The sequence below is a fragment of the Paenirhodobacter huangdaonensis genome (assembly GCF_004022465.1).
GTDB lineage: Bacteria > Pseudomonadota > Alphaproteobacteria > Rhodobacterales > Rhodobacteraceae > Rhodobacter > Rhodobacter huangdaonensis.
In genome coordinates, this window is record NZ_SAVA01000019.1 from 16235 (window position 1) to 39803 (window position 23569).

Consider the following 23569-nt stretch of genomic DNA (forward strand, 5'->3'; position numbering starts at 1 on the left):
GCAGCATGACCAAACGTCGGCCAATGACGGCATTGGGCCGGCTGTGTGAAAACTGGCTGGCGGGGTCTCTGCACGGTTTTGCCGAACGCGGCGCCGAGGCCTTGGCGCTGAAGGAACGCTATAAACCTGAGCGTAGACCCGCCGCGAGTTCGCCCATCGAAATCGCGGCTGCAATGCTGTCGATCACCGGGATGCCGTGCCGCTCCATTAGCGTTGCTGCGCGACCTGTCAGCCCCCCAGAACCCATCACAATAGCTCCCGCGCCATCGAAGTTCCTTGCATCGCGAATGCATTCATCGAGCCGCTGGTCGATCTCACGTCCGCCGGAGGCAGCAGAGGCGACTCCAATGCCTGCGGCGCGGACAGTGCAAAGCCTCTCCGCGCCAAGCGACTTCACAAGAGCATTGATGCCCGGAACCATGCCTGCGACTGTCGTGACTATGGTAAATCTCGGCGCGAAAAGCCTCGCCACAGAAACCGCGGCTTCAGCTGCACACACGATGGGTGCGCCCAAAAAGCGCCGGGCGCCCGCGACAGCAATGTCGTCGAAACAGGCCATGATATAGGCGTCGTAGCCACGGTTGGCTGCGAGCAGATCAATTGCCAGCGGTTCAGCTACCTTGCGGTCATTCAGCGTCTCGATCGACAACGGGCTTCCCTCGGGGTTCAGCACCTCGGCCTGTGTCGATGGCGAGAGAAGATTCCTCGCAGTAGCTGCAACCAGCCGTGTCACATCGGGATTGCCGTTCGGATTGACAATCAGGATGCGACGCGTGTGGTCCTTTGTCTTAGGCCGGAGAACAGCTTCAGTCATTCTCACCGCCCCGAAGCCATGTGCGGCAGGAGAAGGGCGATCTCTGGAATGGCGACGAGCAGCCCAGCGAAACCTATCATAAGCACGACAAACGGAGCAGCCCCGCGGATCACATCGCTAAAATCACCACCACCCTTTCGAACTCCCTGTACAACGAAGAGGTTCATGCCAACCGGCGGTGTGATCAGACCGATTTCGCACATCACGACGACAAACACACCAAACCAAATCGGGTCTACGCCGAGTGCTGTCACCATCGGAACTACGATAGGCACCGTCAAAACCAACATCGACATCGCGTCCATGAACATGCCGAGGATCACGTAAAAGACCATAAGCAAGAGTAGTAACGTGGTCTGGCTCAGTTCCAGGCTCGTCACCCAGCGCGTCACAGCTTGCGTTCCACCGGTCATGGACAGCGTGACATTCAACAGCAGCGCCGAGACGATCACCAAGATGACCATGCCCGAGGTTCGAGCCGACTGGATAAAACAGTTTTCCAGTAGGTCCCAGCTCAGCCGTCGCCCGCGCCATACGAACCAAAAGGCGGCGATGACGCCCAGAGCAGCACTTTCAGTAGGGGTGGCGAGGCCACCGTAAATCGATCCCATGACGATCCCGAAGATCGCTGCCGGCGGAACGAGATGACGCAGAAGCCGCCGCTTTTCCACCGCGGACACAGCAGGGGCTTGTGTGTCGCGTCCGGCATCGGGGTAGCGCATTGCGACATAGGCGGAGAATAAGAGCGTCAATACAATGCCCGGCAAGATTCCGGCGATAAACAACTGACCCACAGAAACGTTGGCCAGCGACCCGTAGACCAGGAGATTCACAGAGGGTGGAATCAGGATCCCAAGCGTCCCCCCTGCGGCAAGTGTCCCCAGCGTCGGGCGCACCGGATAATCGCGTTCCCCAAGAGCCGGCAGGGCGATCGTCCCCACGGTTGCCGCCGTCGCGACAGATGAACCCGAGGTCGCCGAAAAGAGCGCGCAGGTGCCGATGTTCGTATGCAGCAGGCCTCCCGGCAACCGACCGAGCCAAACCGCCAGTGCGTCAAACATTCGGTCGGCAATGCCGCCTCGCAGCAGCAGCTCACCAAGCAGCATGAAGAGAGGAATGGCGGTCATCACCGGATTGTTGAGCGTGCCCCACACTACGCCGCCCATGGTTTCCACGAGCGGCATTCCATAGGCGAGATAGCCGCCCATGCCCCCCACGGCCAGGATTGCCACAGCCACCGGCATCGACAAGAACATCACCGCCAGCATGATCACGAAACCCATAAAGATGACGGTAATGCTCATGCGCGGGCCTCCAGGTCGGAAAGTTCAGCCTCCAATTCGTCTTCGACCGTCTCCGGCCCAAAGCTGCGGACCAGTTCGACGCTGTCTCTGTGCACAGCCAGCCATAGTGCCTGACCGGCCAGAATTACGCAGGCCAGCGTGAATACCCCCATCGCAACCAGCCAGGCGGATTGCGGATAAATAAGAGGCGTCAGCCATGGTGTCTGAGCAACCGAACCGAAGAGCTTCGTCTCGCTCACGGTTCGAATTGTGAAGATCAAGAGAAACACGGCCAGTGCCGCCAGCGCCAGTGCCGCGAGAAGGTTGAGTATCGCCTGGGCCAAGCGGGGCATCCGCATGTGTAGCAGGTTAATTCGGATGTGACTGCGCTCCACCGCGGTAACCGCGAAACAGAGAGGCGCACCTATGGCTATTGCGTATCCCGAGAGTTCATCGACCCCCGCCAGTGAGTGGTTAAAGACCTTTCGCAGGATTATCTCGGCGGCGATGACGACGCAGAGCACCGTCATCATCAAGCCAAAGACGATTGCGCAGGTTCGCGAGTAGGTTTTCATCTTTGCCCTCACACTCTTGCCAGGATCACAGGCCTAGTTGGGCACCGACTGTTGCCATCCAGTCTGCCTCACAACTCGGGTTGACCGCATTGCACTGCTTGATCCAGGTCGGCAGCGACGAGCTGACGAGTGCGCCCGATACGGCCTTCAGATCGGCCTCGGAGACCGCCACAGACTTCAGATTGTGTGGTTTGCCGTGGACGCAGGGTTCCTGTCCCGTGTTGCAGTTCATCGCATCGCCGTAGAGCTCCTCGGAATAGGCCCAGATATCGTCCACCAGCGTGCCGATAGCCGCCTCTACCTTCGCCTGCTGCTCGCTATCGAGCTTGTTCCAGCTATCCAAGTTCATCGTATAGCCGTTCACGGCCAGCTGCAGGGCAATCGGCAATACCGTGGTTGTCACTTCCGGCCATCCGGCGGAATTGGCGGAAGCAGGCCCGGTAATGGCACAGTCCACGACACCACGCGCCAAAGACTGCTGCACCTCGCCGAACGGCAGGGGCACGCCGGTGGCGCCGAACTGGGCGACAAATGCAGCAGCAGACTGGTCCCCCACGCGCACCTTAAGTCCTTTGAGGTCCTTCAGTCCGCCGATTTCCGGTTTACAAAAGAGCACCTGGGGCCCCGCGGGCCAGACGCCCAGCAGCTTTGCGTTGAAGCGCTTCTGGACAGCTGCGTCGACGATGGGCAAAAAGGCTTCAGTATGCGCTTTTCCGCTCGCGTAGTCAGGATTGAGACCCACAAGGTCCAAGCCTAGCATGGTCGGCTCGTCACGGCTCACCTGCGGTCCTCGCACCGATACGATGTCGAAGAGTCCGCTCCTGAGGACGCGCATTCCGTCGGTGTCCGGAATGCCTGCAACATCCACGGGCAAGTACTCAACTGACACGTCCGTTCCGGCCATTTCGCCGAACTTCTCGAAGAACGGTTGTTCTTTCTGTTGCTGAATAAGGCCTGAGCCGACCGGCTGACCGAGCACCCTCAGCGAAATCGGATCAGCTTGTGCGGTATGGGCCAGGCTGGCGATGACAGTGGAAACAAGCAGCTTGCGCATTAGTTCGGTCCTTTCCCTGTGTCCTGTGGAAACGTCATGTCTGGATATGAATTACGTGAAAACACATTTTCACGTACAGAATGACGTATTTTCACAGAAGAAATTCGCCGTCGGCGAAAATCCCGGGAATGCGCACAATATTTAAGCATGTCTTCATGAAGGCGCCGCTTTCCCGGGCGGCGAGAGCTTCAAAGTTCGCGCAAGAGATCGTTGTAGGTCTCAATCTCTTTTAGGCGCTGACCTCCCGATTCGGCGGCGAACTCAATGGTTCGGTTGGCGATAATATTTAGCAATGCCATCACTCCCACGTGGCTAAAAAGTGGCCCCGAGGAACGGGTCGCACATCGAAAGTGCCAGCCAACTTCCTTGTTCCTCGGCACACCTTCGTCCGTCACGTAGGCGATGTTCGCCCCTGTCCCTTGAATGGCCCGCATCAAATCCTGGAGCGTTGCAACTCTTCGGCGCAATCCGAACAAGATGATCACGTCCTCGGGCTTCATCCTCGCTACATGCTCACCCATTGTCTGCCCGCCCCCGGGGACGCAGACAGCGTCATCAACGGCCTGCAAAAGCTGCCAATGAAGATAGTTCGCCAAACCACCGGAAGCCCGAAATCCGATGCACCAGACTCGGCGCGCAGCCAAAATCGCATGTGCCAATCCTTCGATTTCTTCTGTTCCGATATCGTCAATTGTCTCGCGAATGTTGCGGATGTCAGTCTCTAGGAACGCACTTTGTCCAGTAGATTTCTCATCGCCCGCATGCTGCAGATAGAGCCGCGATCCACTACTGCTTTCTTCTCGCGCGTCCCGCCTGGCATCTTCATAGGATTGATAGCCCAGCCGCTTCACGAAACGGCTGACTGTAGCATTGGACACGCCTGCTAGTGCCGCAAGTTCCGAAGCTGAGTAGCTGGCGAGTTCGCCGGGGAAATTCCGCACCAGCTCCCCGAGGCGCCGCTCCGCCGGATGCAGTTCTGGCAAGATGTGACGGACGCGAGCAAGAAAAGACCGATGGGTCATGAAGTCCCCCATGAAAATGAGTTTTCACCATAGCGGCGTGGGGTTCTGCGCGCCACTACCATAATTCTCGTCTGCCCCTTATCCGCAATGTCCCGCAGCAGCGGCAGTCACGCCGGATTCTGTCTGCATCGAGTGTTGGCTGTCCGCTTCGGCGACGGCGACGGCGACGGCGACGGCGACGGCGACGGCGACGGCGAGCTAGTGACCGTCGGTTATGGGGCTGTCCAGTCCACTCGCTGCGGCGCGCTTGAGCAGCCGCTTCGGGGGGGCGGCTGTGTCCTGATCATGCCGGAATGGCCTGCATCAGGCGACGGATACTGATCGGGGAGATCTCCCGCCTGATGTTGTAGGCCATGACGTTCAGGCCCATCTCGGTGGGGACGTTCTTCAGCCTCCGGGTCAGGAAATGCGTGCGCCCCATCCAGCCCTTGATCGCGCCGAAAGGGTGTTCGACGGTGCAGCGGGCAGGTCTGGCATTCGTTGATCCAGTATCGCCGGGCCCGAACACCGCGCTCCTCGGTGATGTAGCGATAGATCAGGTCCTCACCAGCCGGGCAGACATAGACGTCGCGTTCCGGATCGTAGGCGAAATCGGCCTTCACATACATGCTTTTGGCCCCATTGCCCGAGGTGGCCGGTCGCGGCACGGTCGTGGTGATGCCCGCCTCATGGCAGGCGAGGCTCTCTGGGCCGCTGAAATAGCCCTTGTCGGCGATGGCATACAGGTCTTCGCGGTGGAGGGCATCCTTGGTTGGGATCGCCATCGGGCCGAGCTGGTCACGGTCGAAGCCCTGGTTCGTGACCTCGTGCGTGACGATGATGTGGGTTCCGGTATCGACAGCGGTTTGCATATTATAGCCAGCCGCCCCGATCTCGTTGCGGAGCCTGAAACACGCCATAATCCTGAAATCAATGGGTCTGAAGCCTAACGACGATGGAGGCGTCCGGCCGCAAAATGGGCGGCCGGACAAGAGACGTCAGTCCCACTCGGGCGCGAGACCTTCGGGGCTGACCAGCCGCCCGTCGGGGCGCGCCAGCCCGGCGATGGCCGCCATCTCCGAGGCGTTCAAGGCAAAGTCGAAGATCTTGAAATTCTCCGCCGCGCGGGCCTCGCCGACCGTCTTGGACAGTGCGATGACGCCCTCTTGTTGCACCAGCCAGCGCAGCACCACTTGCGCCACCGAACGGCCATGCGTTGCGGCGATGTCCCTCAGCGCCTCGTTCTGGAACACCTTGCCATCGGCCATGCCGTAATAGGCGGTCACACTCAGCCCGGCGGCACGGGCAGCTTCGATCACCTTCGACTGATCGAGATAGGGATGGTACTCGATCTGATTGGTGACGAGCGGCGCATCCGAGAGCGTGATTGCTTCCGCCATGAGCGCGGTGTTGAAATTGGACACGCCGATATGGCGCACCTTGCCTGCCCGCTTCACCTCGTTGAGCGCGCCGATTTGCTCGGCCAGGGGCACGGCATCGTTCGGCCAATGAAGGAGCAGCAGGTCGACATAGTCGGTCTTCAACTTTTTCAGGCTCTCCTCCACCGAAGCGATGAAGGCGGCGTGGGTGTAGTTCTCGACCCAGACCTTGGTGGTGAGGAAGATTTCGCCGCGGGCGACACCGGATGCGGCAAGCCCCTCCCCCACCTCCGCTTCGTTGCCATAGATCTGCGCGGTATCGACATGGCGATAGCCGAGGTCGAGGACATGCTTGACCATGCGCGCGGTGTCGTCGCCCGGCATCCGGAACGTACCAAAGCCGAGTGCCGGAATGCTGGCCCCATTGGCCGGGACCGCGGGCGCATGGATTGTCTGAGTTGCCATCTGTGTTCTCCTTTTCAGATGTGTCAGGTGTCACGCTGCGCCGGTTTTCTGAGCGCCGGCGCTGTTGAGATGTGGCAGGACGTCGGTTGCCAACTCGTCGATCACCTCGGGCACGGGACGGCGAGACAGGCGCAGCAGGACGGCAAGGTGATCGCCCCCCACGCCCTGCAGCCGTGCCATGTGATCCAGGAACGCATGGCGCCCCAGACGCGCGGCGAACCGGCGCGGGGTCACGCCCTCATCGGGATCGTCCGCGAGATCGAGACGGAAGGCGCTGATGAAGGCGCCCCGTCCCTGTCCGGCAGCAGATCGCAGGGAGCGGAAATCGGCCGCCTTTGCCACCATCATCGGGTGGCGCAGCGGCAAGACGACCGCCGCCGTGCCCAATACCACATTCTTCATCGCTCCGGCGAGATAGCCGAGATTGACGAAAGGGTCGTAGACTGAGCCGGCATCGCCGAAGTGGCGCGGGTCGAAGACCGGAACATCGCGCAGCCAGAGCGCTGCAAACCGGGCCTCGTCGATTTGACGAACATGTTCGGGATAATGGCTCAGGTCGGGGACGCCATAGGGACGCCCCTCCTGCTGCCGGCGGGCATCCCCCGCCGGCGACCCGTCATGGTCGAGCGGCAACTCGATGCCGGGCGTGATCTGACCAGGCCTGGCAATCAGATCGAGGGCATTGTCCTGGACGAGGGACATCTTCACCATCCCTCACTCGAAATGTGCCGTCGCGTAGCTGGTGCGGCTGTCGAGCACGCCGCTCCAGTAGGTTAGAATCAGGGCGCCCACGACCATGATCGCGCCGACCCAGGGGGTTGCGCCGAGCCCGAAGCCGGGGGCTTCGACCACGATGCCGCCGAGCCAGGCTCCGGCCGCGATGCCGAGGTTGAAGGCGGCGATATTGAGCGCCGATGCGGTGTCAACAGCCCCGGGACGGTGCTCCCTGGCCAGTTCCACGACGTAGAGCTGCAGGCCGGGCACGTTCGCGAACTGAAGGAAGCCAAGGAGGGCGAGGGTCACCAGAGCGGCGATCGGGTTTACCGCGGTAAAGCTGAAGATCACCAGGACGACAGCCTGGGCCAGGAACAGGCCCGTCAGCGCCTTCACCGGGTTCGTGTTGGCGATCTTGCCGCCCGAGAGGTTGCCCACGGCAATGGCCGCGCCATAAAGCACCAGGATCAGGCTGACCGAAGAGGTCGAAAAACCGGTGATCTGTTCGAGGATCGGCGACAGATAGGTAAAGGTCACGAAGGTGCCCCCGTAGCCGAGTGCCGTCATTGCGAAGACCAGCAGCAACCGTCCTGAGCCCAACACACGGATCTGGTCCATGATCGTCGCAGGAGGCGCCTTGGCGATCTTGCCGGGCAGCAGCACGGCAATACCGAGCAGAGCGACCGCTCCAAGAAGTGCCACGGCCCAGAAGGTGGCGCGCCAGTCGAAGATCTGACCGATAAAGGTACCCAGCGGAACACCGGTCACAATGGCGACGGTCAATCCCATGAACATCAGAGCGATGGCGGACGCGCGGCGATCCTCTGGCACGAGATCCGCCGCAATCGTGGAACCGACCGAAAAGAAGACGCCATGTGCGAAGGCCGCAAAGATGCGTCCGGTCAGGAGCAACCCGTAGGTCGGGCTCGCCGCGGCAAGGATATTGCCGGCGATGAAGAGCAGCATCAGCAGGATAAGGAGCGGCTTGCGCTCCATCCGACCGGTCAGCGCGGTCAGGATCGGCGCGCCGAAGGTCACGCCGAGGGCGTAGATGGAAACGATCAACCCGGCCGCAGGCAGGGAAATGGAGAAGTCGTCCGCAACGATCGGCAAGAGGCCGACACTGACGAACTCTGTCGTTCCGATCGCGTAGGCCGCGATCGTCAGGGCAAAGAGGGCGATGGGCATTGAACATCCTTTCTCCGACGGAGCTTTTGCCCCCCGGAATGAAGCGGGTCAGATTCGGGTTTCGTACTGGCCGCAACATGCGCCCTCTCTATTCGTGAAAATAGATACACGACTGTCAAAGATGCCGTGAAATAAATTCACATACCGTGCCGCTCGTCGGGGGTACACACTCCAACGGCCCGGCAGTTGAGCATCTGCATGTCGAAGGATCATTGGTCCGCGAAAGTCAGCGCGGTAGCCTCTACCCCCCATGTTAACCCGCCCGAGCACCGCTGCTGGCATGACGACGCGTTCGGCATGGCTGCCTGGCGCACAGACCGAGGCCAGGCGGTCCCCGGGCACGAAACCATCGATACTATTCCCCGGGGCGCGCCGCATGGCACCGCAGTTATTTCGGCACTCCACCATGGGAGCGAAGCGGCGCCTCCGACCTTCTGCGATGAAGGTACGACGAAACCTTGACCGTGGAAAATTGGGCACGATAATCGATCTTGCAATGAACTTGGCTCATAGGTGAGCGAGATGGATTACCGCAGCGGTGAAATGAATGTCTTCGTCGCCGTCGCCGAGGCCGGCAGCTTCTCCGCTGCCGGGCGCAAGGTCGGGCTGACGCCATCGGCGATCAGCAAACTCATCGCCCGCGTCGAAGAACGTCTCGGCACGCAGCTTTTTGCACGCTCGACCCGTATGCTGCAATTGACTCCCGAAGGGGCGCTCTACCTGGACCGGATACGCCGCATCCTGGCCGAGATTGATGAAACGGAACGCCTGATCTCCAACGGGGCCGGAGCCGTCCCCAAAGGTCGGCTCAGAATCAGCGCCTCGGTTGGCTTCGGGGAATGCTGCATCCTACCGCTCGCTCCGCGGTTTCTGGCGCTCTATCCACAAGTTGAACTCGACATCTCATTGACCGATGCTGTTATCGATCTGGTCGATGACCGCACGGACATCGCTCTGAGATCCGGCCCCTTGCGGGATTCATCCCTCAAGGCGCGAAAATTGCTCGAATCCGACCGTGTGATCGTGGCGTCCCCCGACTATCTCAGACGTGCCGGAGCCCCCGCCACGCCGCGCGAGCTCGCAGGGCACAATTGTCTGCGCTTCAACTTTCGACGCAGTTTGGACGAATGGCCGTTTCGTGATCCAACCAGCGGAGAGCCCTACACTCTGCCTGTCACCGGAAACTCTTATGGCAACAACGGGGTCATCCTGCGCCAGCTCGCGCTTCAAGGCGTTGGCCTGGCACGTCTCGGTCGCTTTCACGTCGCGGACGACATCGCTTCGGGACGGCTTGTTCCGGTTCTGGCGAGCCACAATGCCGGTGACATCGAAATGATTCATGCAGTCTATGTCGGGCACGAAAATCTTGCGGTGAGAACGCGCGCGTTCATCGACTTTCTGGTCGACGCCATTGGAAAGAGCGGTGCAGGCCGGCAAGGCGAGGCATAGATTCAATCTATCGAATGCGTGACCTGCCCGGCTCTGTTGCACAAATCTCGTGAGGGATTCATCCTGTGAATCCAGCGTGGTAGCTGGACTGCATGAGCCCCCCCCCCGCCTACAAGACCAGAAACTGGCCGGCCTATAACGAAGCGCTCAAGCGGCGTGGCGCGCTGACGATCTGGTCGATCCCGCCATGACTTGAGAGGCCGCACCGGCCGGCAGCCCGACTACAGCGATGCCGCCATACAGACCCGCCTGACCATGAAGGTGCTGTTCAGCATGGCGCTGCGCCAGACGACAGGGTTTGCCGAAAGAGGTGGTTCGGCTGATCTGAACCGGTTCCAGGCGTTTCATAAGTGGTTTTCCGCCTTGGTTACGCCGCCACCGCCTCGGGTATCGGCTGGTTGAAGTAGGCCTGATCGGGGGTTTTCCCGTCAAGCGATGAATGCGGGCGGCGGGTGTTGTAGAAGGCCAGATACCTGCCAATTCCGGCGCGGGCCTCGGACACGCTGGCATAGGCGCGCAGGTAGACTTCCTCGTATTTGATGGTCCGCCAGAGGCGCTCGACGAAGACGTTGTCGCGCCAGCCCCCCTTGCCATCCATGCTGATCTCGATCTCGCGGGCGGCCAGCACCTCGACACCCGTGGCCCGCAGGTAGCGCAACAACCCGGCGTCGTAACTGCCGGAACACTCGCCCCCCGACACGGCGCAGGCCGCCGAAGGACCTCATCCAGGTCAGCATCAGGCGATATCCATGCCGCGTTGTCGGGAAGCTCGCGGTGCCGAGAATGCGATCGCAATGATCGATGACAGCCGCGACATTCAAGTCCTTGTGGGTGTCGACGCCACCAATGACGTGAGTTTCTGCTGGGGGTTCGGCTATCCGATCATCCTTTCCTGCGGCACATGAACATTCTTTGCCCGGAAGGATGCAGGGACAGGACAGTCATGGGACCGGATGGTCATGCCCTTCTTGGGGCACGGCAGCACCTTCGAGGCAAGGCCTCGCCGCAGGGCGTTCCCGGATGATCGGCAGCTTCCGAAGCAGATAGGGGTAGATCTTGTGCCCCGGCGCCAGTTTCGAGGTGTTCGGCCTGCGGTAGAGAGCCTCGATGCCCATGCGTTTCATCAGCGTGGCAACGTGCAGCCGTCCGACCTTGAACCCTACCTGAACGAGCAGTCCCTGCAGCATCCGGCTGCCCGCGAAGGGGACCTCCATGTGTAGTTTGTCGATCCGATGCATCAGCTTCAGATCGGCGTCCGACACCGAGTGGGGCTTGTAGTAGACACTGCCCCGACTGATCCCCAGCACGATGGCCTGGCGGCTGACGCTCAGCTTGGCGGTGGGATCGATCATTTCCTTACGCTCGGCAACAAACCCGCCTTGCCGAGCGCGCCGGACAAAAAATCGTTCTCCAGCGTCAGCTCTCCGATCTTCGCATGCAGGGTCTTCACATCGAGCGCCGGTTCAGCCTCGGCTCTCGGGGCCTCCCCGAACACCCCGGTCGCGCCCTCAAGCAACTGGTCGCGCCACTGCTTGACCTGGTTCGGGTGGACATCAAAATCCTGTGCAAGCTCGATCAGCGTCTTCATGCCCTTGATCGCGGACACTGCCACTTTCGCCTTGAATGCCGAGCTGTGGTTCCGGCGCGGTCGTCTTCCCATGATCTTCTCCTCGCTCGCAGCATCATGCTGCCATTGCGCGGAAAATCCACTTATCCTGGCTGTTCGGATTTCCGCAGCTAGCTCTCTGCAAGGTGGCCCGCCCTCCCTGCACGAGCCTCGGCCTCTAGCCTGTTCACCAGATCGACGACATTGAAGAACTTGCCCCGGGCACCGTTACGGATGACCGCGCGCGCGATAGCCACAGAGATATGGGGCTTGCCGGTCCTGGCGCGCCACCGCTTCCCCGGCCATCTCGCGGCGTTGAGATGGCCGCGTCATTTTTTTCCTGGAGCCTCCTTCAGCAGGTCGGCCTGCACGCTGAGGTCCGCATACATCCGCTTCAGCCGCCGGTTCTCCTCTTCGATGACCTTCATCTGGCTGATCATGGACGCGCCCATCCCGCCATACTTCGCCCGCCGCTTGTAAAACGACGCGCTGCTCATCCCATGTGCTCGGCACAGCTCCGCTACCGGCATCCCGCCTGCCGCAGGATCGCAAGGATCTGCGCCTCAGTGTATCTGCTTGTCTTCATTCTGAATCTCCTCATTCATCTTGCCGAGAAAATTCTGCTTATGCAGCGCCTTACTTCCGGGGGGGGATTCCCGGAGGGCGGCGCCCTCTCTGGGGTCGTCTCCCTGACATGGCGAAGATCTGGACGCCCGGCCCGCGATACTGCCGCATCCCCTCGGCTAGGGGCGACGCGGCTTGCCCATCGGGGCGGTTCTGGCTACCCCAAGGAAGAGGATCGGGGGCGGGCCATGCTAAAACAGATCGACACACGCCAGTTGCGGGTTCTTCAGGTGCTGCTGGAGGAATGCAGCGTGACCCGAGCGGCGAAGATCCTCGATCAGTCGCAACCGCATGTCAGCCTGACGCTGCGCAAGCTGCGCGAGATCACCGGCGATCCGATCCTGGTGCGCAGCGGATCGAAGCTGGTGCCGACCGAACGCGGGCTGGGGATGCTGGCGCATGTGCGGGCGGTTCTGGGCGGGATCGACCGGATCGTCGGTAGCCCTGAGGTCTTCGATCCCGGCGCGTCAGCGGCGACCTTCCGGCTGGCTTCGGCCGATTGCATGGAGGCGATCTTTCTGCCGCCACTGTTGCAGCGGCTGCGCGAGCAGGCACCCGGCGCGCGGGTGGTGGTGCGCGGCATCGACGCCAGTTTCGATTATGCCGAGGCGCTGGAGCGCGACGAGATCGACGCCGTGATCTGCAATTGGCCGGGGGCGCCGGGGCATCTTAAGACGGCGCATCTGATGACCGAGGATATCGTCTGTCTGATGGGGCCGCAGCACCCGCTTGCGGGGCGCGACCGGCTGAGCGTCGAGGAGTATCTGAGCGCCGATCACATCGCCCCCGTGGCCCGCTCGCGCGCCGATCCGGGGCCGATCGATCTGCAGCTGGCGGAACACGGATTGCGCCGCGACATTCAAGTCATGGTGGCGGAATTCAACCTGATCCCGCATATTCTTCTGGCGTCTGACGTGATTTTCACCTCGAGTGCTCGTTTTGCAGGCTATTTTGAATCTCTTATGCCGCTGCGCAGCGTCAGCGCGCCAGAGATGTTCGGCGGGCTGAAATTCTTTCTGCTCTGGCACGAACGAGCGCAGTCAGATCCCCGCAATATATGGCTTCGCGGCCAGATTACGGCGGTGGCGCGGTCTCTGCCTTCGGTTTCTGGCTGAATGCATCAATATAACAAAACATATATAAACTTCTTAACGACCGGGGAACTGACCCGGCGAAAATCGCATGTTACCGTTCTGGCCCGGGTCGAGCATCGGCCCCTGCCATCCCATCCCGGACGGCGGTCCTCGAAAGCCGGAACGACCATGTCGCACTCGACACTGAACTCGACGCTTGTCTCGACCGAAGAAGAACGGGCCGGCCGCTGGTCGGGCCGCAACACCGACAAGGATCGGCTGCGCAGCGAGATCTGGGAACGGCTGGAGCGGAGCGGGCTGAACATCGGCCCGGTCTGGAGCCGGATCTCGAACTGGGTCGGGGCCGAGGCCGCGGCGAAGCGGCTCTCCGAGCTGCCGATCTGGAAGAACGCCTCGGTGGTGAAATGCAATCCCGACCCGCCGCAGATCCCGGTGCGGCTGCGCGCGCTCTATGACGGCAAGCTGGTCTATATGCCGGTGCCGGAATTCGGCACGGGCGAGCTGCCTTGGGTTCTGCTCGATCCCGAGAAACTCTCGCGCGAGGGAGTGCAGTTCGAGATGGCGGCCACCTCGCAAGGGGCGGTGAACGTCGGACAGAAGCTGGGGTTCGAAGACATGATGCCGCTCGATCTGGCGGTGTGCGGCTGCGTGGCGGTGACGCGCGCGGGCGGGCGCACCGGCAAGGGCGGCGGTTTCGCCGATCTAGAGCTCGGTCTCTTCCGCGATCTGGGCAAGATCACCGAGACGACGCCGATCGTGACCACGGTGCATTCCAGCATGGTGGTCGAGGACGAGCGCCTGCCGATCATGGCGCATGACTCGCTGCTGAACTGGATCGTCACCGAAAACGAGGTGATCGAAGCCACGCCCTCGGGGCATCAGCCGGGCGGCGTGGTCTGGGATCTGGTCCAACCCGACCAGTTCGAGGACATCTGGTTCCTCAAGGCGCTAAAGCAAAAGATCCTGGCAGCCAGGGATATGGCGGCGCGGGGCTAGGCCCCGCGGGAAGAGGATGACACCGGGGATCGCGGCGGCAGTCGGGGTTCGCGAACAGGCGGATCGGGGGGGACCGCCGCAAGACAAGATCGGATAATCAGATAACCGTCGTCAGGACGGCACCCCAACAGATGGAGTCATCATGCCTGCCACAGTTCTTTCGCGCCGCGGTCTGCTCGGGACCGGCGCTGCCGCACTTGCCGCCTCGGTTCTGCCCGTCCGCCTCGCGCGGGCCGAAACCCCCGTTGTGATCGGCGCGATCTATGTCGGGCCGCGCGACGATTACGGCTGGAGCCAGTCCCATGCCGCGGCGATGGATATCCTGCGCCAGGTGCCCGGCGTGACCGTCGTCGAGGAGGAGAACGTCCCCGAGACCAATGCCGTCGGTCAAACGATGGAGTCGATGATCAATCTGGAGGGTGCGAACCTGATCCTTGCAACCTCGTTCGGATATTACAATCCCTTCGTAATCGACGCGGCCAGGAAATACCCGGCGGTCCAGTTCCGCCATTGCGCGCCGCTGTGGAACCCGGAAACCGACCCCAAGAACGCGGGCAGCTATTTCAGCTATCTCAATCAGGCGCATTACGTGAATGGCGTGGCCGCGGGGCTGTCGAGCCCGACGGGCAAGCTCGGCTTCGTCGCGGCCAAGCCGGTGCAGACGGTGCTGTCGAACGTCAACTCCTTCCTGCTGGGGGCGCGCTCGGTGAACCCGGCGGCGACTGCGCAGGTGATCTTCACCGGCGAATGGTCGATGCCCGTGCGCGAGGCCGAGGCGACCAACGCGCTGATCGACGCGGGCTGCGATGTGGTCGGTTGCCATGTGGACAGCCCCAAGGTGGTGATCGAGACGGCCGAGGTCCGGGGCGTCAAGACCTGCGGCCACAACGCCAATTGCGCGCCGCTCGCACCCAAGGGCTTCATCACCGGGGCGGAAAGCAAGTGGGAGACGGTCTACAAGACCTATGCCGCCGCGATCGCCGCGGGCGAGGCGCCGCCGAACCTGATCTCGGGCGGCTACAACAACGACATGCTGCGCAACACCGCCTATGGCGCGGGCGCGACCCCCGCGGCGCAGGCCGCCGCCGATGCCGCGATCGCCGCGCTGAAGGAGGGCAAGCCGATCTATGTCGGGCCGCTCAAGGACAACACCGGCAAGCTGGTGATTGAGGGCACGCTGGACAACTACGCCCCCGAGCTGGAGAAGATGGACTATCTGCTTGATGGCGTGATCGGTTCGACGACCTGAGCCGGGGGCGGATCGACCCCAGATCGGGGGCCGATCCCCTGCCCGGGCCCGGCCAGCGCGCCGAACCCGGTTTCGTTTCACCTCCGCCCATGTCAGCGTGCCCACGCAAGGAGCTCGCAGCCCCATGTCCCTCGCCTCCCCCCGTCAGATGCAGGCCCGACCGCTGCACTGGATGCAGAACATCCGCCTAATCGAGGCGACGGTGATCCCGCTTGGCGCGCTGATCGCCGCGATGCTGGTGTTCTCGGTCTTCCTGCTGGTCCTCGGCAAATCGCCGGTGACCTTTTTCGAGCTGATCTGGAAGGGCGGTTTTGCCTCGTGGTTCTCGATCCAGAACGCGCTGCAACGGGCCGCGCCGCTGATCCTGACCGGCCTGGCCTTCGCGGTTCCGGCGCGGATTGGGTTGACACTGCTCGGGGCCGAGGGGGCGCTGGTGCTGGGCGGGCTCGCCGCGGCGGTGATCGCCATTCCGATGCGGCAATGGTCGCTCGACCCCTGGGTGATCTGGCCGGTCATGGCGCTGGCCGCGATGCTGGTCGGCGCGGTCTGGATGGGGCTGCCCGGCTGGCTGAAACATGCGCGGGGCGTAAACGAGACGATCTCGTCGCTGCTGCTGACCTATATCGCGATCGCGATTGCCAGCTTCCTGATCGAAGGTCCGTTCCGCGACCCGGGCTCGGCCAACAAACCCTCGACCATGCCGCTCGGGCCCGATCTGCGGATCGGGGGGATGTTCGGCAGCTCGGTCCATTGGGGGCTGGCGGCGGGGCTGGTTCTGGCGGTGGCGCTATGGCTGCTGATGGCGCGCTCGCGCTTCGGTTTCGCGGCGCGGATGACCGGGGAAAATTTGCGGGCCGCGCGGGGCCAGGGGCTGCCGGTGGGGGCGCTCTCGGTCGCCTGCTGCGCGATCGCGGGCGCCTGCGCGGGGCTTGCGGGCTTCTACGAGGTCGGCGCGGTGCATGGACAGGCCAATGCCTCGCTGGCGGCGGGGTATGGGTTCACCGGCATCCTCGTCGCGTTTCTGGCGCGGCAGAACCCGCTTGCCGTGGTGCCCGTCGCCATCTTCTTCGGGGCGCTCGATGCCTCGGGCGGGCTCGTGCAGCGGCGGATGGAGATGTCGGATGCCACCATGCTGGTTCTGCGCGGCGTCATCTTTCTGGTGCTGCTGGTCAGCGACACCCTCTATGGCCGATTGCCGTTTCTGGACTACCACCGCGGAGGGGCACGGACATGACCCAGACAGATGCTCTAATCGTGTTTTACGCGATGATCGGCGGGGCGATCCGGGTCTCGACCCCATTCCTCTTCGTGTCGCTCGGAGAATGCCTGACCGAGAAGTCGGGGCGCATCAACCTCGGGCTCGAGGGGAACCTGATCCTCGGCGCGATGGTGGCCTATGCGATCTCCTACAACACCCGATCGCCCTGGCTCGGGGTGCTGGCAGCGGGGGGGGCAGGGCTCGTGCTCGGGGCGGCGCATGGCTGGATCTGCAAGCTGCCCAAGGTCAACGACATCGCCGTGGGCCTGGCCTTCATGAGCCTCGGCACCGGCCTCGCCTTCTTCTTCGGCAAGCCCTACATCCAGCCCTCGGCTCCGCGTCTGGCCTCGCTGCAGCTGGGTGCGTGGTCGCAAAGCGCGCAGGTCCGTCAGGCGTTGCAGGTGAACCCGCTGTTCTTCATCGGCATCCTTCTGGCGATCGCGCTGTGGTGGATGCTGCACAACACGCGCGCGGGGCTGACCGCGCGGATGGTGGGGGATTCCGCGGCCTCGGCGCGGGCGATGGGGGTGAACGTCGACCGCGTACGGCTGGTGGCGACGGCGGGCGGCGGTTTTCTCGCGGGGATCGGCGGCGCGTTCCTGTCACTCTCCTATCCCGGCAGCTGGAGCGAGGGGCTGTCCTCGGGCCAGGGGCTGATGGCGGTGGCGCTGGTGATCTTCGCGCGCTGGAACCCGCTGCGCTGCGTGCTGGCGGCGCTGCTCTTCGGGGCAGCGGGGGCGCTCGGGCCCGCGCTGCAGGCGATCGGGATCAGCGCGGGCTATCACTTCTTCAACGCCGCACCCTATATCCTGACGCTGGGCATCATGATCGCCTCGGCGCGCTCGAAGGCGGCTGCGCAGGAAGCGCCGCGCGAGCTGTCGATCGTCAAATAGGAGAGCATCATGACCCTGCCCGCCACCCGCCCCGCCGATCGTCGCGCGCCGACCCTGGCCACCGAGGGCATCACCAAGACCTTCGGCACGATGCGCGCGCTCGACGACGTGTCAGTGCAGGTGGGCGCGGGGTCCTTCCATGCGCTGTTGGGCGAGAATGGCGCGGGCAAGTCGACGCTGGTCAAATGCATCATGGGGTTCTACGCGGCGGATGCGGGCTCGGTCCGTCTCGATGGCGCGCGTCTGTCGCTGCACGGCCCGCGCGAGGCGCAGGCGCATGGCATCGGCATGGTCTATCAGCATTTCACCCTGGTGCCCTGTCTGACGGCGGCCGAGAATCTGGTGATCGCGCGCTCGGATGCGCGCGCGGTGCTGAACTGGCGCACCGAGAAGCGCGGGCTCGAGGCCTTCATGGGCCGGATGCCGTTTCGCGTGCCGCTCGAGCGCCCGGTCGCCGAGATGTCCGCGGGCGAGAAGCAGAAGCTCGAGATCCTCAAGCTGCTCTATCTCGATCAGCGGTTCCTGATCCTGGACGAGCCGACCTCGGTGATGACGCCCGCAGAAGCCGACGAGGTGCTGAGCCTGCTGCGCGGCATGACCGAGCGCGACGAGATAACGGTGCTGATGATCTCGCACAAGTTCCGCGAGGTGAAGGCGTTTTGCGACAGCTTCACGGTGCTGCGGCGCGGGCAGGTCACGGGATCCGGCGATGCCCGGACGACCCCGGTCGCCGAGATGAGCCGGATGATGATCGGCGAGGCCGAGTTGCGCGAGCGCGCGCCTCGGCGGGCCCAGCCCAGGCGGCCCCCGAGGCTGATGCTCGAAGCGGTCGGGGCCGAGGACGAGGCCGGGCGGCGCATCGTGGACGGGGTGTCGCTGGAGATCCGGCCGGGCGAGATCCTGGGGATCGCGGGCGTCTCGGGCAACGGGCAGACTGCGCTGGTCGAGCTGCTCTCGGGGCAGCGCCCGTTTGCACAGGGCCGCTTGCGGATCGACGGGGCGCCGTTCACCCCGCGCCGCGCCGATTATGACCGCTACAAGGTCTTCGGCCTGCCCGAAGAGCCGTTGCGCAATGCCGCGGCGCCGCGGATGAGCGTGGCCGAGAACATCGCCTTTCGCACCTTCGATAAGCCCTCGCTGGCCGGGCGCTTCGGCTTCGTCTCGCCCGCCCGGGTGCGCACGCAGGGCGAGGCGCTGATCCGGCGCTACAACATCAAAACCGCCTCGCCCGACGCGCCGATCGAGATGCTCTCGGGCGGCAACGTGCAGCGCGCCGTCCTCGCGCGGGAATTGTCGGGCGAGGTCGAGGTGCTGATCGTCGCCAACCCCTGCTTCGGCCTCGATTTCGCCTCGGTCGCCGAGATCCGCGCGCAGATCATGGAACAGCGCAACCGGGGGGCGGCGGTTCTGCTGCTGAGCGAGGATCTGGACGAGATCCTGGAACTCGCCGACCGGGTGGCGGTAATGTCGCAGGGCAGGCTCGGCCCCCCGATGCCCGTCGATGCCACCAGCCGTGCCGAGATCGGCCGCCAGATGGGCGGACAGCGGGACGCGGGCCGGGACACGGGCGACGAGAAATCCATAATCTGAGGTGGCCCACTTCTCGATGGAAAACCCGGCTCAGTTCTTGACAGAGATGGCGTTGATGCTGTGACCGCGCCCCGACGACATCGGTGTGCCAAGGTGGATCTGCGAGGATCCACAAAGGAGGACGGTCATGTCGGAGATTGTCACGGTCGGGCTCGAGGTGGCGAAGAACGTGTTTCAGGCGCATGGGGCGGATGCCTCCGGACGCGCGGTGGTGCGCAAGAAGCTGAGGCGGGACCAGGTTCTGGCGTTCTTCGGTCAGCTGCAGCCCTGCGTCGTTGCCATGAAAGCCTGCGGTGGCGCCGATTCCGGGGCCGCGAGATCGGCAAACTGGGCCATGAGGTGCGGCTGATCCCGCCGTCTTACATCAAGCCCTTCGTCACGCGGGGAAAGACCGACGCCGCGGATGCCGAGGCGCTCTGTACCGCCGTGGCCCAGCCGTCGATGCGCTTCGTGCCGGTCAAGACCGAAGTGCAACAAGCGGTGCTGATGAGCCACCGGGCACGGGATTTCCTCGTCCGGCAGTTGACCCAGCTTGCCAACGCGATCCGCGCCCATCTTGGGGAATTCGGCCTCGTAGTGCCGAGGGGCGTCCACAACATGAGCCGTCTCGTTGCTGAGGCGAAGGCGGCGGATCTGCCGCCCGAGGCGCGAATCCCCCTCGATCTTCTGGTTGGCCAGTTTGCCGCCACGAAGGTGCGCATCGACGCCATCACCGCCGATTTGCGCCGCGCCGCGGAGCAGGACGAGACGGCGCGGCAGCTGCAAACGATGCCGGGCATTGGCCCCATCACCGCTAGCATCCTTGCCGCCACGCTGCCGGAAGTGTCGGCCTTCCGCTCGGCCCGCGATCTGTCGGCATGGCTGGGCCTGACGCCAAAACCGCATTCGAGTGGAGGAAAGGAACGGCTGGGGGCGGTCTCGAAGATGGGCAACCGATACATCCGGCGGCTGCTCTATCTCGGCGCGATGGGGGTGATTTCCACCCGCAAGCGCTCTGACCCCGGCGAGGACTGGCTGGGACCGCATGCTGGGGAAGAAGCCGCTGAAGATCGTGGCCATCGCGCTGGCCAACCGCATGGCGCGACAGATCTGGGCGATGCTGAGAACTGGTGAGACCTGGCGGGCGGCGTGACGGCGTTGAATTCCGGGCCACGCGCGGCCTGATCGAAATGGCGAGGGCAAAGTGAGATGATGGCAGTCTGACGGACAAGAGGCCGGGACACCCCGTTCGGACCGGAGCGCAATCAAGCGCGGGCCATTGATGGGGATCCAAACCTCACGCAGACGTTCATCAGGGCGCGCGGGCACACCGCAGACGAGACGCCGAATACATGGCCGCACCCGACCAGTCGCCGAAGATCACCAAACCCCTTGTCACGCGGGAGCCATCCATACATGGTCCGAGCCCACTGGCGAACGGGATGGTCGCCAGCCTGCTGCGTCTGGCCGGGCTGGATTGGCCCGTTCCTGACCACTCCACGCTGTGCCGCAGGCAGAAGACCCTCGAAGTCCAGATCTCGTATCGCCGCGCTGCCGGGGCGCTGCACCTGCTGGTGGACACTGAGCCATGGCGCCGCCACTGGTCCGAGGCCCATGGCGAAGGGCATCCAGTTCCTCGGCGAATGAGATGGGACCGTGGCCCCAGTGGCGCCGCGTAAGCCCATCGAATGAATGGCAGCCCGCAAGCACGGCGTGCAGGGCCGCCGCCAATGGCGCAAGGTTCATCTGGCCATGGATACCGCCACGTCCGACATCCGTGCCGCCGAATTCACCCCCAGCCGGGAAGGCGACAGCCCGGTCTTGCCGGAGCTGCTCGACCAGATCCCCCGGGGCGAAGACATCGGCACCGTGACCGCCGATGGCGCCTACGACACGCGCCGCTGCCACACGGCAATCCTGGAGCGCGACGCGAGTCCGATCGTCCCGATCCGCAAGAACGGTCGGTTGTGGAAGGAAGACTGCCCGGCCGCGATCGCCAGAAACGAAACTCTGCGGGCGACCCGGCCCCCTGGCCGGGCATTCTGGAAGCGCTGGACCGGATCCCATGTCCGAAGCCGGATCGAGGCGAAGATGCGCTGCCTCAAGTCCTTCGGCGAGCGGATCGCAGCGAGAGACCCTGACCGCCAATCCGCCGAAATACATATCCGCATCCTTCGCAGGTTCATTCGAACCGGTGGCATTCACCTGCTCAGTGATGAACAGATTCAACGCTCTCGCCACCGCGGAGATCGTTCGCGTGGCGTGAGGTCAGCGGGAAAAGCGGCTATCACGGCTAAAGCGAGAGTTCCGCAACAACGCCCCATAACCATGTGGTTAAGTCATGCTCCCCCCAAACCTGCGCCTGCGCCATCTGCGCTGCTTCTTCGAGACTGCCCGCTTCGGCAGCCTCTCTGCCGCGGCGGAGGCGCTGCATGTCAGCCAGCCCGCCGCCTCGAAGACGATCGGAGATCCTCGGCGCCGCGATCTTCGACCGTGGCGGACGGCGCCTCACGCTCCCCCCCGGCGGGGCGCCTCTTCCAGAGCCACGCCGGCGCCGCGATCGCCGAGCTCGAACGCGCGCAGGATCTGCTGCGCGCCCCGGTGACACCACGCCGCAAGCTTGCTCTCGGCGCGCTGCCGACCGCGGCGACGGGCCTCCTGCCCCGCGCCGCGCTGCACTTTCAGGCGGAGCGCCCAGATTGCACGCGGCGCATCTCGACCGGACCGAACTGGCTCCTCCTCTCGCATCTGCGCGAGGATGCGCTCGATCTCGTCGTTGACCGGATACCGCCCGCCGGCAATTTCGAGGGGCCGAGCTTTCGTCAGCTCTACTGGGAGCGCGTCGCGCCGGTCACGCGCCCGGGTCATCCGCTCGCCCATCCCGACTGGGCGCCGGCCGAGCTTTTGCATTACCCCCTGATGCTGCCGCCGAAGGGCGCGGTGATCGCCGCCTCGGTGCGCGCGTGGCTCCATGCCGAGGGGCTCGGCGATCCGATCCCCACCTATGAAAACGTCTCGCTCGCCTTCGGGCGCGGCGTGGTGCGGCGCTCCGACGCGATCTGGTTCATCTCCGAGGGCGTGGTGCGCCCCGAGATCGAGGCCGGGCTGCTGAGCGTTCTGCCGGTGCAGAACGCCCTGCTCGGCGGCCCGGTCGGGATCTCGCTGCGCCGCGACACCCCGCCCGGCGCCGATCTCGCGGCACTGATCGAGGCGATCGCGGAAAGCGCGCGGGACGGAACCGTCTGACATCAGAACGGCAGCCCGACGTAGTTCTCCGCCAGCTCGCGCCGGGCGGTCTCGGACCGGGCGAGATGGTCGAGCGCGGCGCGGCGCATCTGTGCGGCAAAGCTGTCCTCGTCGTCGAAACGGTGCAGCATCGTCGTCATCTGCCAGGAGAAGCGCATCGCCTGCCAGATCCGCGCGAGCGCACGCTGCGAATAGCCGTCGATCCCGGCCTCCTTGCCATGCTTAAGCGCGTCGATCAGCGCCTGATGCAGGTAGAAGACGTCGGACACGGCGAGGTTGAGCCCCTTCGCCCCGGTCGGCGGCACGATATGGGCGGCATCGCCCACGAGGAACAGCCGGCCCCAGCGCAGCGGCTCGGAGACGAAGCTGCGCAGCGGCGCGATCGATTTCTCGATCGCCGGCCCGGTGACGAGCCTTGCTGCGGCCTCGGCGGGGAGGCGGCGGCGGAACTCGGCCCAGAAGCGCTCGTCCGGCCAGTCCTCGACCCGGTCGGTGAGCGGCACCTGCACGTAACAGCGCACGAGATTGGCATTGCGCATCGAGGCGAGCGCGAAACCGTGCGGCGAGCTTGCGTAGATCAGCTCGTCCTGCACCGGCGGGGTCTTCGACAGGATGCCGAGCCAGCCAAAGGGATAGACCCGCTCGAACTCGCGCCGTTTCCCGGCCGGGATGGTGCGGCGCGACACACCGTGGAAGCCGTCGCAGCCCGCGACATAGGCGCAGCGCAGCCGGTGGCGGGTGCCGTTCAGCGTGTAGTCGACGGCGGCCTGCGCGCCATCGAGATCGTGAATCGTCACCTCCTCGACGCCGTGGATGATCCGGGTGCCGAGTGCGTCCTGCGCCTCGTAAAGGTCATGCGTGACCTCGGTCTGGCCATAGATCATCACCCGCTTGCCGGTGAGCGCGTGGAAATCGATATGCACCAGGCGGTCGGCATCGCTGAGCCAGGTGCCATCATGCACGAAGCCCTCGGCCTCCATCCGCGCTCCCACCCCCGCCTCGCGCAGCACCTCGACCGTGCCCCATTCGAGCACCCCCGCCCGGATCCGCGAGAGCACGTGCTCGCGGCTCGAGCGCTCAAGGATGATCGTCTCGATCCCCGAGCGGTTCAG

The 23569-nt window shown here is 63.9% G+C and carries 18 protein-coding genes and 7 pseudogenes; 12 read left to right on the top strand and 13 right to left on the bottom strand.

All coding sequences use genetic code 11. The annotated features are described in order from the left end of the window. Positions 1-118: 118 nt before the first annotated feature. The 9 genes and pseudogenes from EOW66_RS19400 to EOW66_RS19440 form a co-directional block, all read right to left on the bottom strand. Positions 119-814 carry an aspartate/glutamate racemase family protein gene (locus tag EOW66_RS19400; protein WP_128157952.1) on the bottom strand — a complete coding sequence of 232 codons (696 nt, stop codon included), beginning with the start codon at positions 812-814 and terminating at the stop codon, positions 119-121. Positions 815-816: 2 nt separating this feature from the next. Continuing rightward, the gene (locus EOW66_RS19405; RefSeq protein WP_128157953.1) at positions 817-2118 is read right to left on the bottom strand and encodes a TRAP transporter large permease; all 1302 of its coding nucleotides are present in this window, start codon (positions 2116-2118) and stop codon (positions 817-819) included. Beyond that, the gene (locus tag EOW66_RS19410; RefSeq protein WP_128157954.1) at positions 2115-2672 is read right to left on the bottom strand and encodes a TRAP transporter small permease subunit; all 558 of its coding nucleotides are present in this window, start codon (positions 2670-2672) and stop codon (positions 2115-2117) included. Before EOW66_RS19410 ends, EOW66_RS19405 begins: the two co-directional genes overlap by 4 nt. A gap of 25 nt (positions 2673-2697) precedes the next feature. Next, a complete protein-coding gene (locus EOW66_RS19415; protein ID WP_128157955.1) occupies positions 2698-3726 on the bottom strand; it encodes a TRAP transporter substrate-binding protein in 1029 nt (342 codons plus the stop codon). A gap of 188 nt (positions 3727-3914) precedes the next feature. Next, the gene (locus EOW66_RS19420) at positions 3915-4748 is read right to left on the bottom strand and encodes a MurR/RpiR family transcriptional regulator (protein WP_128157956.1); all 834 of its coding nucleotides are present in this window, start codon (positions 4746-4748) and stop codon (positions 3915-3917) included. Between the two features lie 283 nt (positions 4749-5031). Further along, positions 5032-5725 (bottom strand): annotated as a pseudogene (locus EOW66_RS19425) (IS5/IS1182 family transposase); the annotation flags it as partial. Next, the gene (locus tag EOW66_RS19430) at positions 5726-6571 is read right to left on the bottom strand and encodes an aldo/keto reductase (RefSeq protein WP_128157957.1); all 846 of its coding nucleotides are present in this window, start codon (positions 6569-6571) and stop codon (positions 5726-5728) included. Between the two features lie 30 nt (positions 6572-6601). Continuing rightward, positions 6602-7273, bottom strand: a complete 672-nt coding sequence (locus EOW66_RS19435; protein ID WP_128157958.1) for an LLM class flavin-dependent oxidoreductase — start codon at positions 7271-7273, stop codon at positions 6602-6604. 12 nt (positions 7274-7285) lie between these two features. After that, entirely contained in the window at positions 7286-8473 is a 1188-nt protein-coding gene (locus tag EOW66_RS19440; RefSeq protein ID WP_128157959.1) for an MFS transporter, read from the bottom strand. 522 nt (positions 8474-8995) lie between these two features. Between EOW66_RS19440 and EOW66_RS19445 the strand changes: the two genes are divergently transcribed. Both EOW66_RS19445 and EOW66_RS20570 read left to right on the top strand, forming a co-directional pair. Then, entirely contained in the window at positions 8996-9922 is a 927-nt protein-coding gene (locus tag EOW66_RS19445) for a LysR family transcriptional regulator (protein WP_128157960.1), read from the top strand. Between the two features lie 92 nt (positions 9923-10014). Further along, a pseudogene (locus EOW66_RS20570) lies at positions 10015-10228 on the top strand (transposase); the annotation flags it as partial. A gap of 61 nt (positions 10229-10289) precedes the next feature. Here the strand turns inward: EOW66_RS20570 and EOW66_RS20945 are convergent. The 3 pseudogenes from EOW66_RS20945 to EOW66_RS19475 form a co-directional block, all read right to left on the bottom strand. Continuing rightward, positions 10290-11582: pseudogene (locus EOW66_RS20945) on the bottom strand (integrase core domain-containing protein). A gap of 83 nt (positions 11583-11665) precedes the next feature. Continuing rightward, positions 11666-11806, bottom strand: a pseudogene (locus EOW66_RS19470) (ATP-binding protein); the annotation flags it as partial. Further along, positions 11784-12114 (bottom strand): annotated as a pseudogene (locus EOW66_RS19475) (transposase); the annotation flags it as partial. The pseudogenes EOW66_RS19475 and EOW66_RS19470, both read right to left, overlap by 23 nt. 226 nt (positions 12115-12340) lie before the next feature. On the opposite strand from EOW66_RS19475, the gene EOW66_RS19480 reads away from it, so the two are divergent. From EOW66_RS19480 to EOW66_RS19530, 10 genes and pseudogenes are all read left to right on the top strand, one after another. After that, positions 12341-13267, top strand: a complete 927-nt coding sequence (locus EOW66_RS19480; RefSeq protein WP_164881204.1) for a LysR family transcriptional regulator — start codon at positions 12341-12343, stop codon at positions 13265-13267. A 147-nt stretch (positions 13268-13414) separates the two neighbouring features. Then, positions 13415-14242 carry a 5-formyltetrahydrofolate cyclo-ligase gene (locus EOW66_RS19485; protein WP_128157962.1) on the top strand — a complete coding sequence of 276 codons (828 nt, stop codon included), beginning with the start codon at positions 13415-13417 and terminating at the stop codon, positions 14240-14242. A 142-nt stretch (positions 14243-14384) separates the two neighbouring features. Further along, positions 14385-15491, top strand: coding sequence for a BMP family ABC transporter substrate-binding protein (locus EOW66_RS19490; protein WP_128157963.1), 1107 nt, complete (start codon positions 14385-14387; stop codon positions 15489-15491). A 124-nt stretch (positions 15492-15615) separates the two neighbouring features. Then, positions 15616-16725, top strand: coding sequence for an ABC transporter permease (locus tag EOW66_RS19495; protein WP_128157964.1), 1110 nt, complete (start codon positions 15616-15618; stop codon positions 16723-16725). After that, entirely contained in the window at positions 16722-17642 is a 921-nt protein-coding gene (locus tag EOW66_RS19500) for an ABC transporter permease (protein WP_206363756.1), read from the top strand. The genes EOW66_RS19495 and EOW66_RS19500 overlap by 4 nt, the downstream gene beginning before the upstream one ends. Before the next feature lie 9 nt (positions 17643-17651). Continuing rightward, positions 17652-19232, top strand: coding sequence for an ABC transporter ATP-binding protein (locus EOW66_RS19505; protein ID WP_128157965.1), 1581 nt, complete (start codon positions 17652-17654; stop codon positions 19230-19232). Between the two features lie 127 nt (positions 19233-19359). Next, a pseudogene (locus EOW66_RS19510) lies at positions 19360-20364 on the top strand (IS110 family transposase). A 286-nt stretch (positions 20365-20650) separates the two neighbouring features. Next, positions 20651-21477, top strand: a pseudogene (locus EOW66_RS19520) (IS5 family transposase); the annotation flags it as partial. A 75-nt stretch (positions 21478-21552) separates the two neighbouring features. Further along, the gene (locus tag EOW66_RS20950; protein WP_206363757.1) at positions 21553-21816 is read left to right on the top strand and encodes a LysR family transcriptional regulator; all 264 of its coding nucleotides are present in this window, start codon (positions 21553-21555) and stop codon (positions 21814-21816) included. Further along, a complete protein-coding gene (locus tag EOW66_RS19530; RefSeq protein ID WP_128157966.1) occupies positions 21705-22457 on the top strand; it encodes a LysR substrate-binding domain-containing protein in 753 nt (250 codons plus the stop codon). The genes EOW66_RS20950 and EOW66_RS19530 overlap by 112 nt, the downstream gene beginning before the upstream one ends. 2 nt (positions 22458-22459) lie before the next feature. On the opposite strand, the gene pobA is transcribed toward EOW66_RS19530, so the two are convergent. After that, positions 22460-23569 (bottom strand): 4-hydroxybenzoate 3-monooxygenase (pobA, locus tag EOW66_RS19535; RefSeq protein ID WP_128157967.1); only part of this gene is annotated, 1110 nt, incomplete at its 5' end.

Excerpts from the sequence above, each read along its gene's own strand:
- EOW66_RS19400 (WP_128157952.1), bottom strand. The coding sequence starts at position 814 with ATGACTGAAGCTGTTCTCCGGCCTAAGACAAAGGACCACACGCGTCGC.
- EOW66_RS19405 (WP_128157953.1), bottom strand. The coding sequence starts at position 2,118 with ATGAGCATTACCGTCATCTTTATGGGTTTCGTGATCATGCTGGCGGTG.
- EOW66_RS19410 (WP_128157954.1), bottom strand. The coding sequence starts at position 2,672 with ATGAAAACCTACTCGCGAACCTGCGCAATCGTCTTTGGCTTGATGATG.
- EOW66_RS19415 (WP_128157955.1), bottom strand. The coding sequence starts at position 3,726 with ATGCGCAAGCTGCTTGTTTCCACTGTCATCGCCAGCCTGGCCCATACC.
- EOW66_RS19420 (WP_128157956.1), bottom strand. The coding sequence starts at position 4,748 with ATGACCCATCGGTCTTTTCTTGCTCGCGTCCGTCACATCTTGCCAGAA.
- EOW66_RS19430 (WP_128157957.1), bottom strand. The coding sequence starts at position 6,571 with ATGGCAACTCAGACAATCCATGCGCCCGCGGTCCCGGCCAATGGGGCC.
- EOW66_RS19435 (WP_128157958.1), bottom strand. The coding sequence starts at position 7,273 with ATGTCCCTCGTCCAGGACAATGCCCTCGATCTGATTGCCAGGCCTGGT.
- EOW66_RS19440 (WP_128157959.1), bottom strand. The coding sequence starts at position 8,473 with ATGCCCATCGCCCTCTTTGCCCTGACGATCGCGGCCTACGCGATCGGA.
- EOW66_RS19445 (WP_128157960.1), top strand. The coding sequence starts at position 8,996 with ATGGATTACCGCAGCGGTGAAATGAATGTCTTCGTCGCCGTCGCCGAG.
- EOW66_RS19480 (WP_164881204.1), top strand. The coding sequence starts at position 12,341 with ATGCTAAAACAGATCGACACACGCCAGTTGCGGGTTCTTCAGGTGCTG.
- EOW66_RS19485 (WP_128157962.1), top strand. The coding sequence starts at position 13,415 with ATGTCGCACTCGACACTGAACTCGACGCTTGTCTCGACCGAAGAAGAA.
- EOW66_RS19490 (WP_128157963.1), top strand. The coding sequence starts at position 14,385 with ATGCCTGCCACAGTTCTTTCGCGCCGCGGTCTGCTCGGGACCGGCGCT.
- EOW66_RS19495 (WP_128157964.1), top strand. The coding sequence starts at position 15,616 with ATGTCCCTCGCCTCCCCCCGTCAGATGCAGGCCCGACCGCTGCACTGG.
- EOW66_RS19500 (WP_206363756.1), top strand. The coding sequence starts at position 16,722 with ATGACCCAGACAGATGCTCTAATCGTGTTTTACGCGATGATCGGCGGG.
- EOW66_RS19505 (WP_128157965.1), top strand. The coding sequence starts at position 17,652 with ATGACCCTGCCCGCCACCCGCCCCGCCGATCGTCGCGCGCCGACCCTG.
- EOW66_RS20950 (WP_206363757.1), top strand. The coding sequence starts at position 21,553 with ATGCTCCCCCCAAACCTGCGCCTGCGCCATCTGCGCTGCTTCTTCGAG.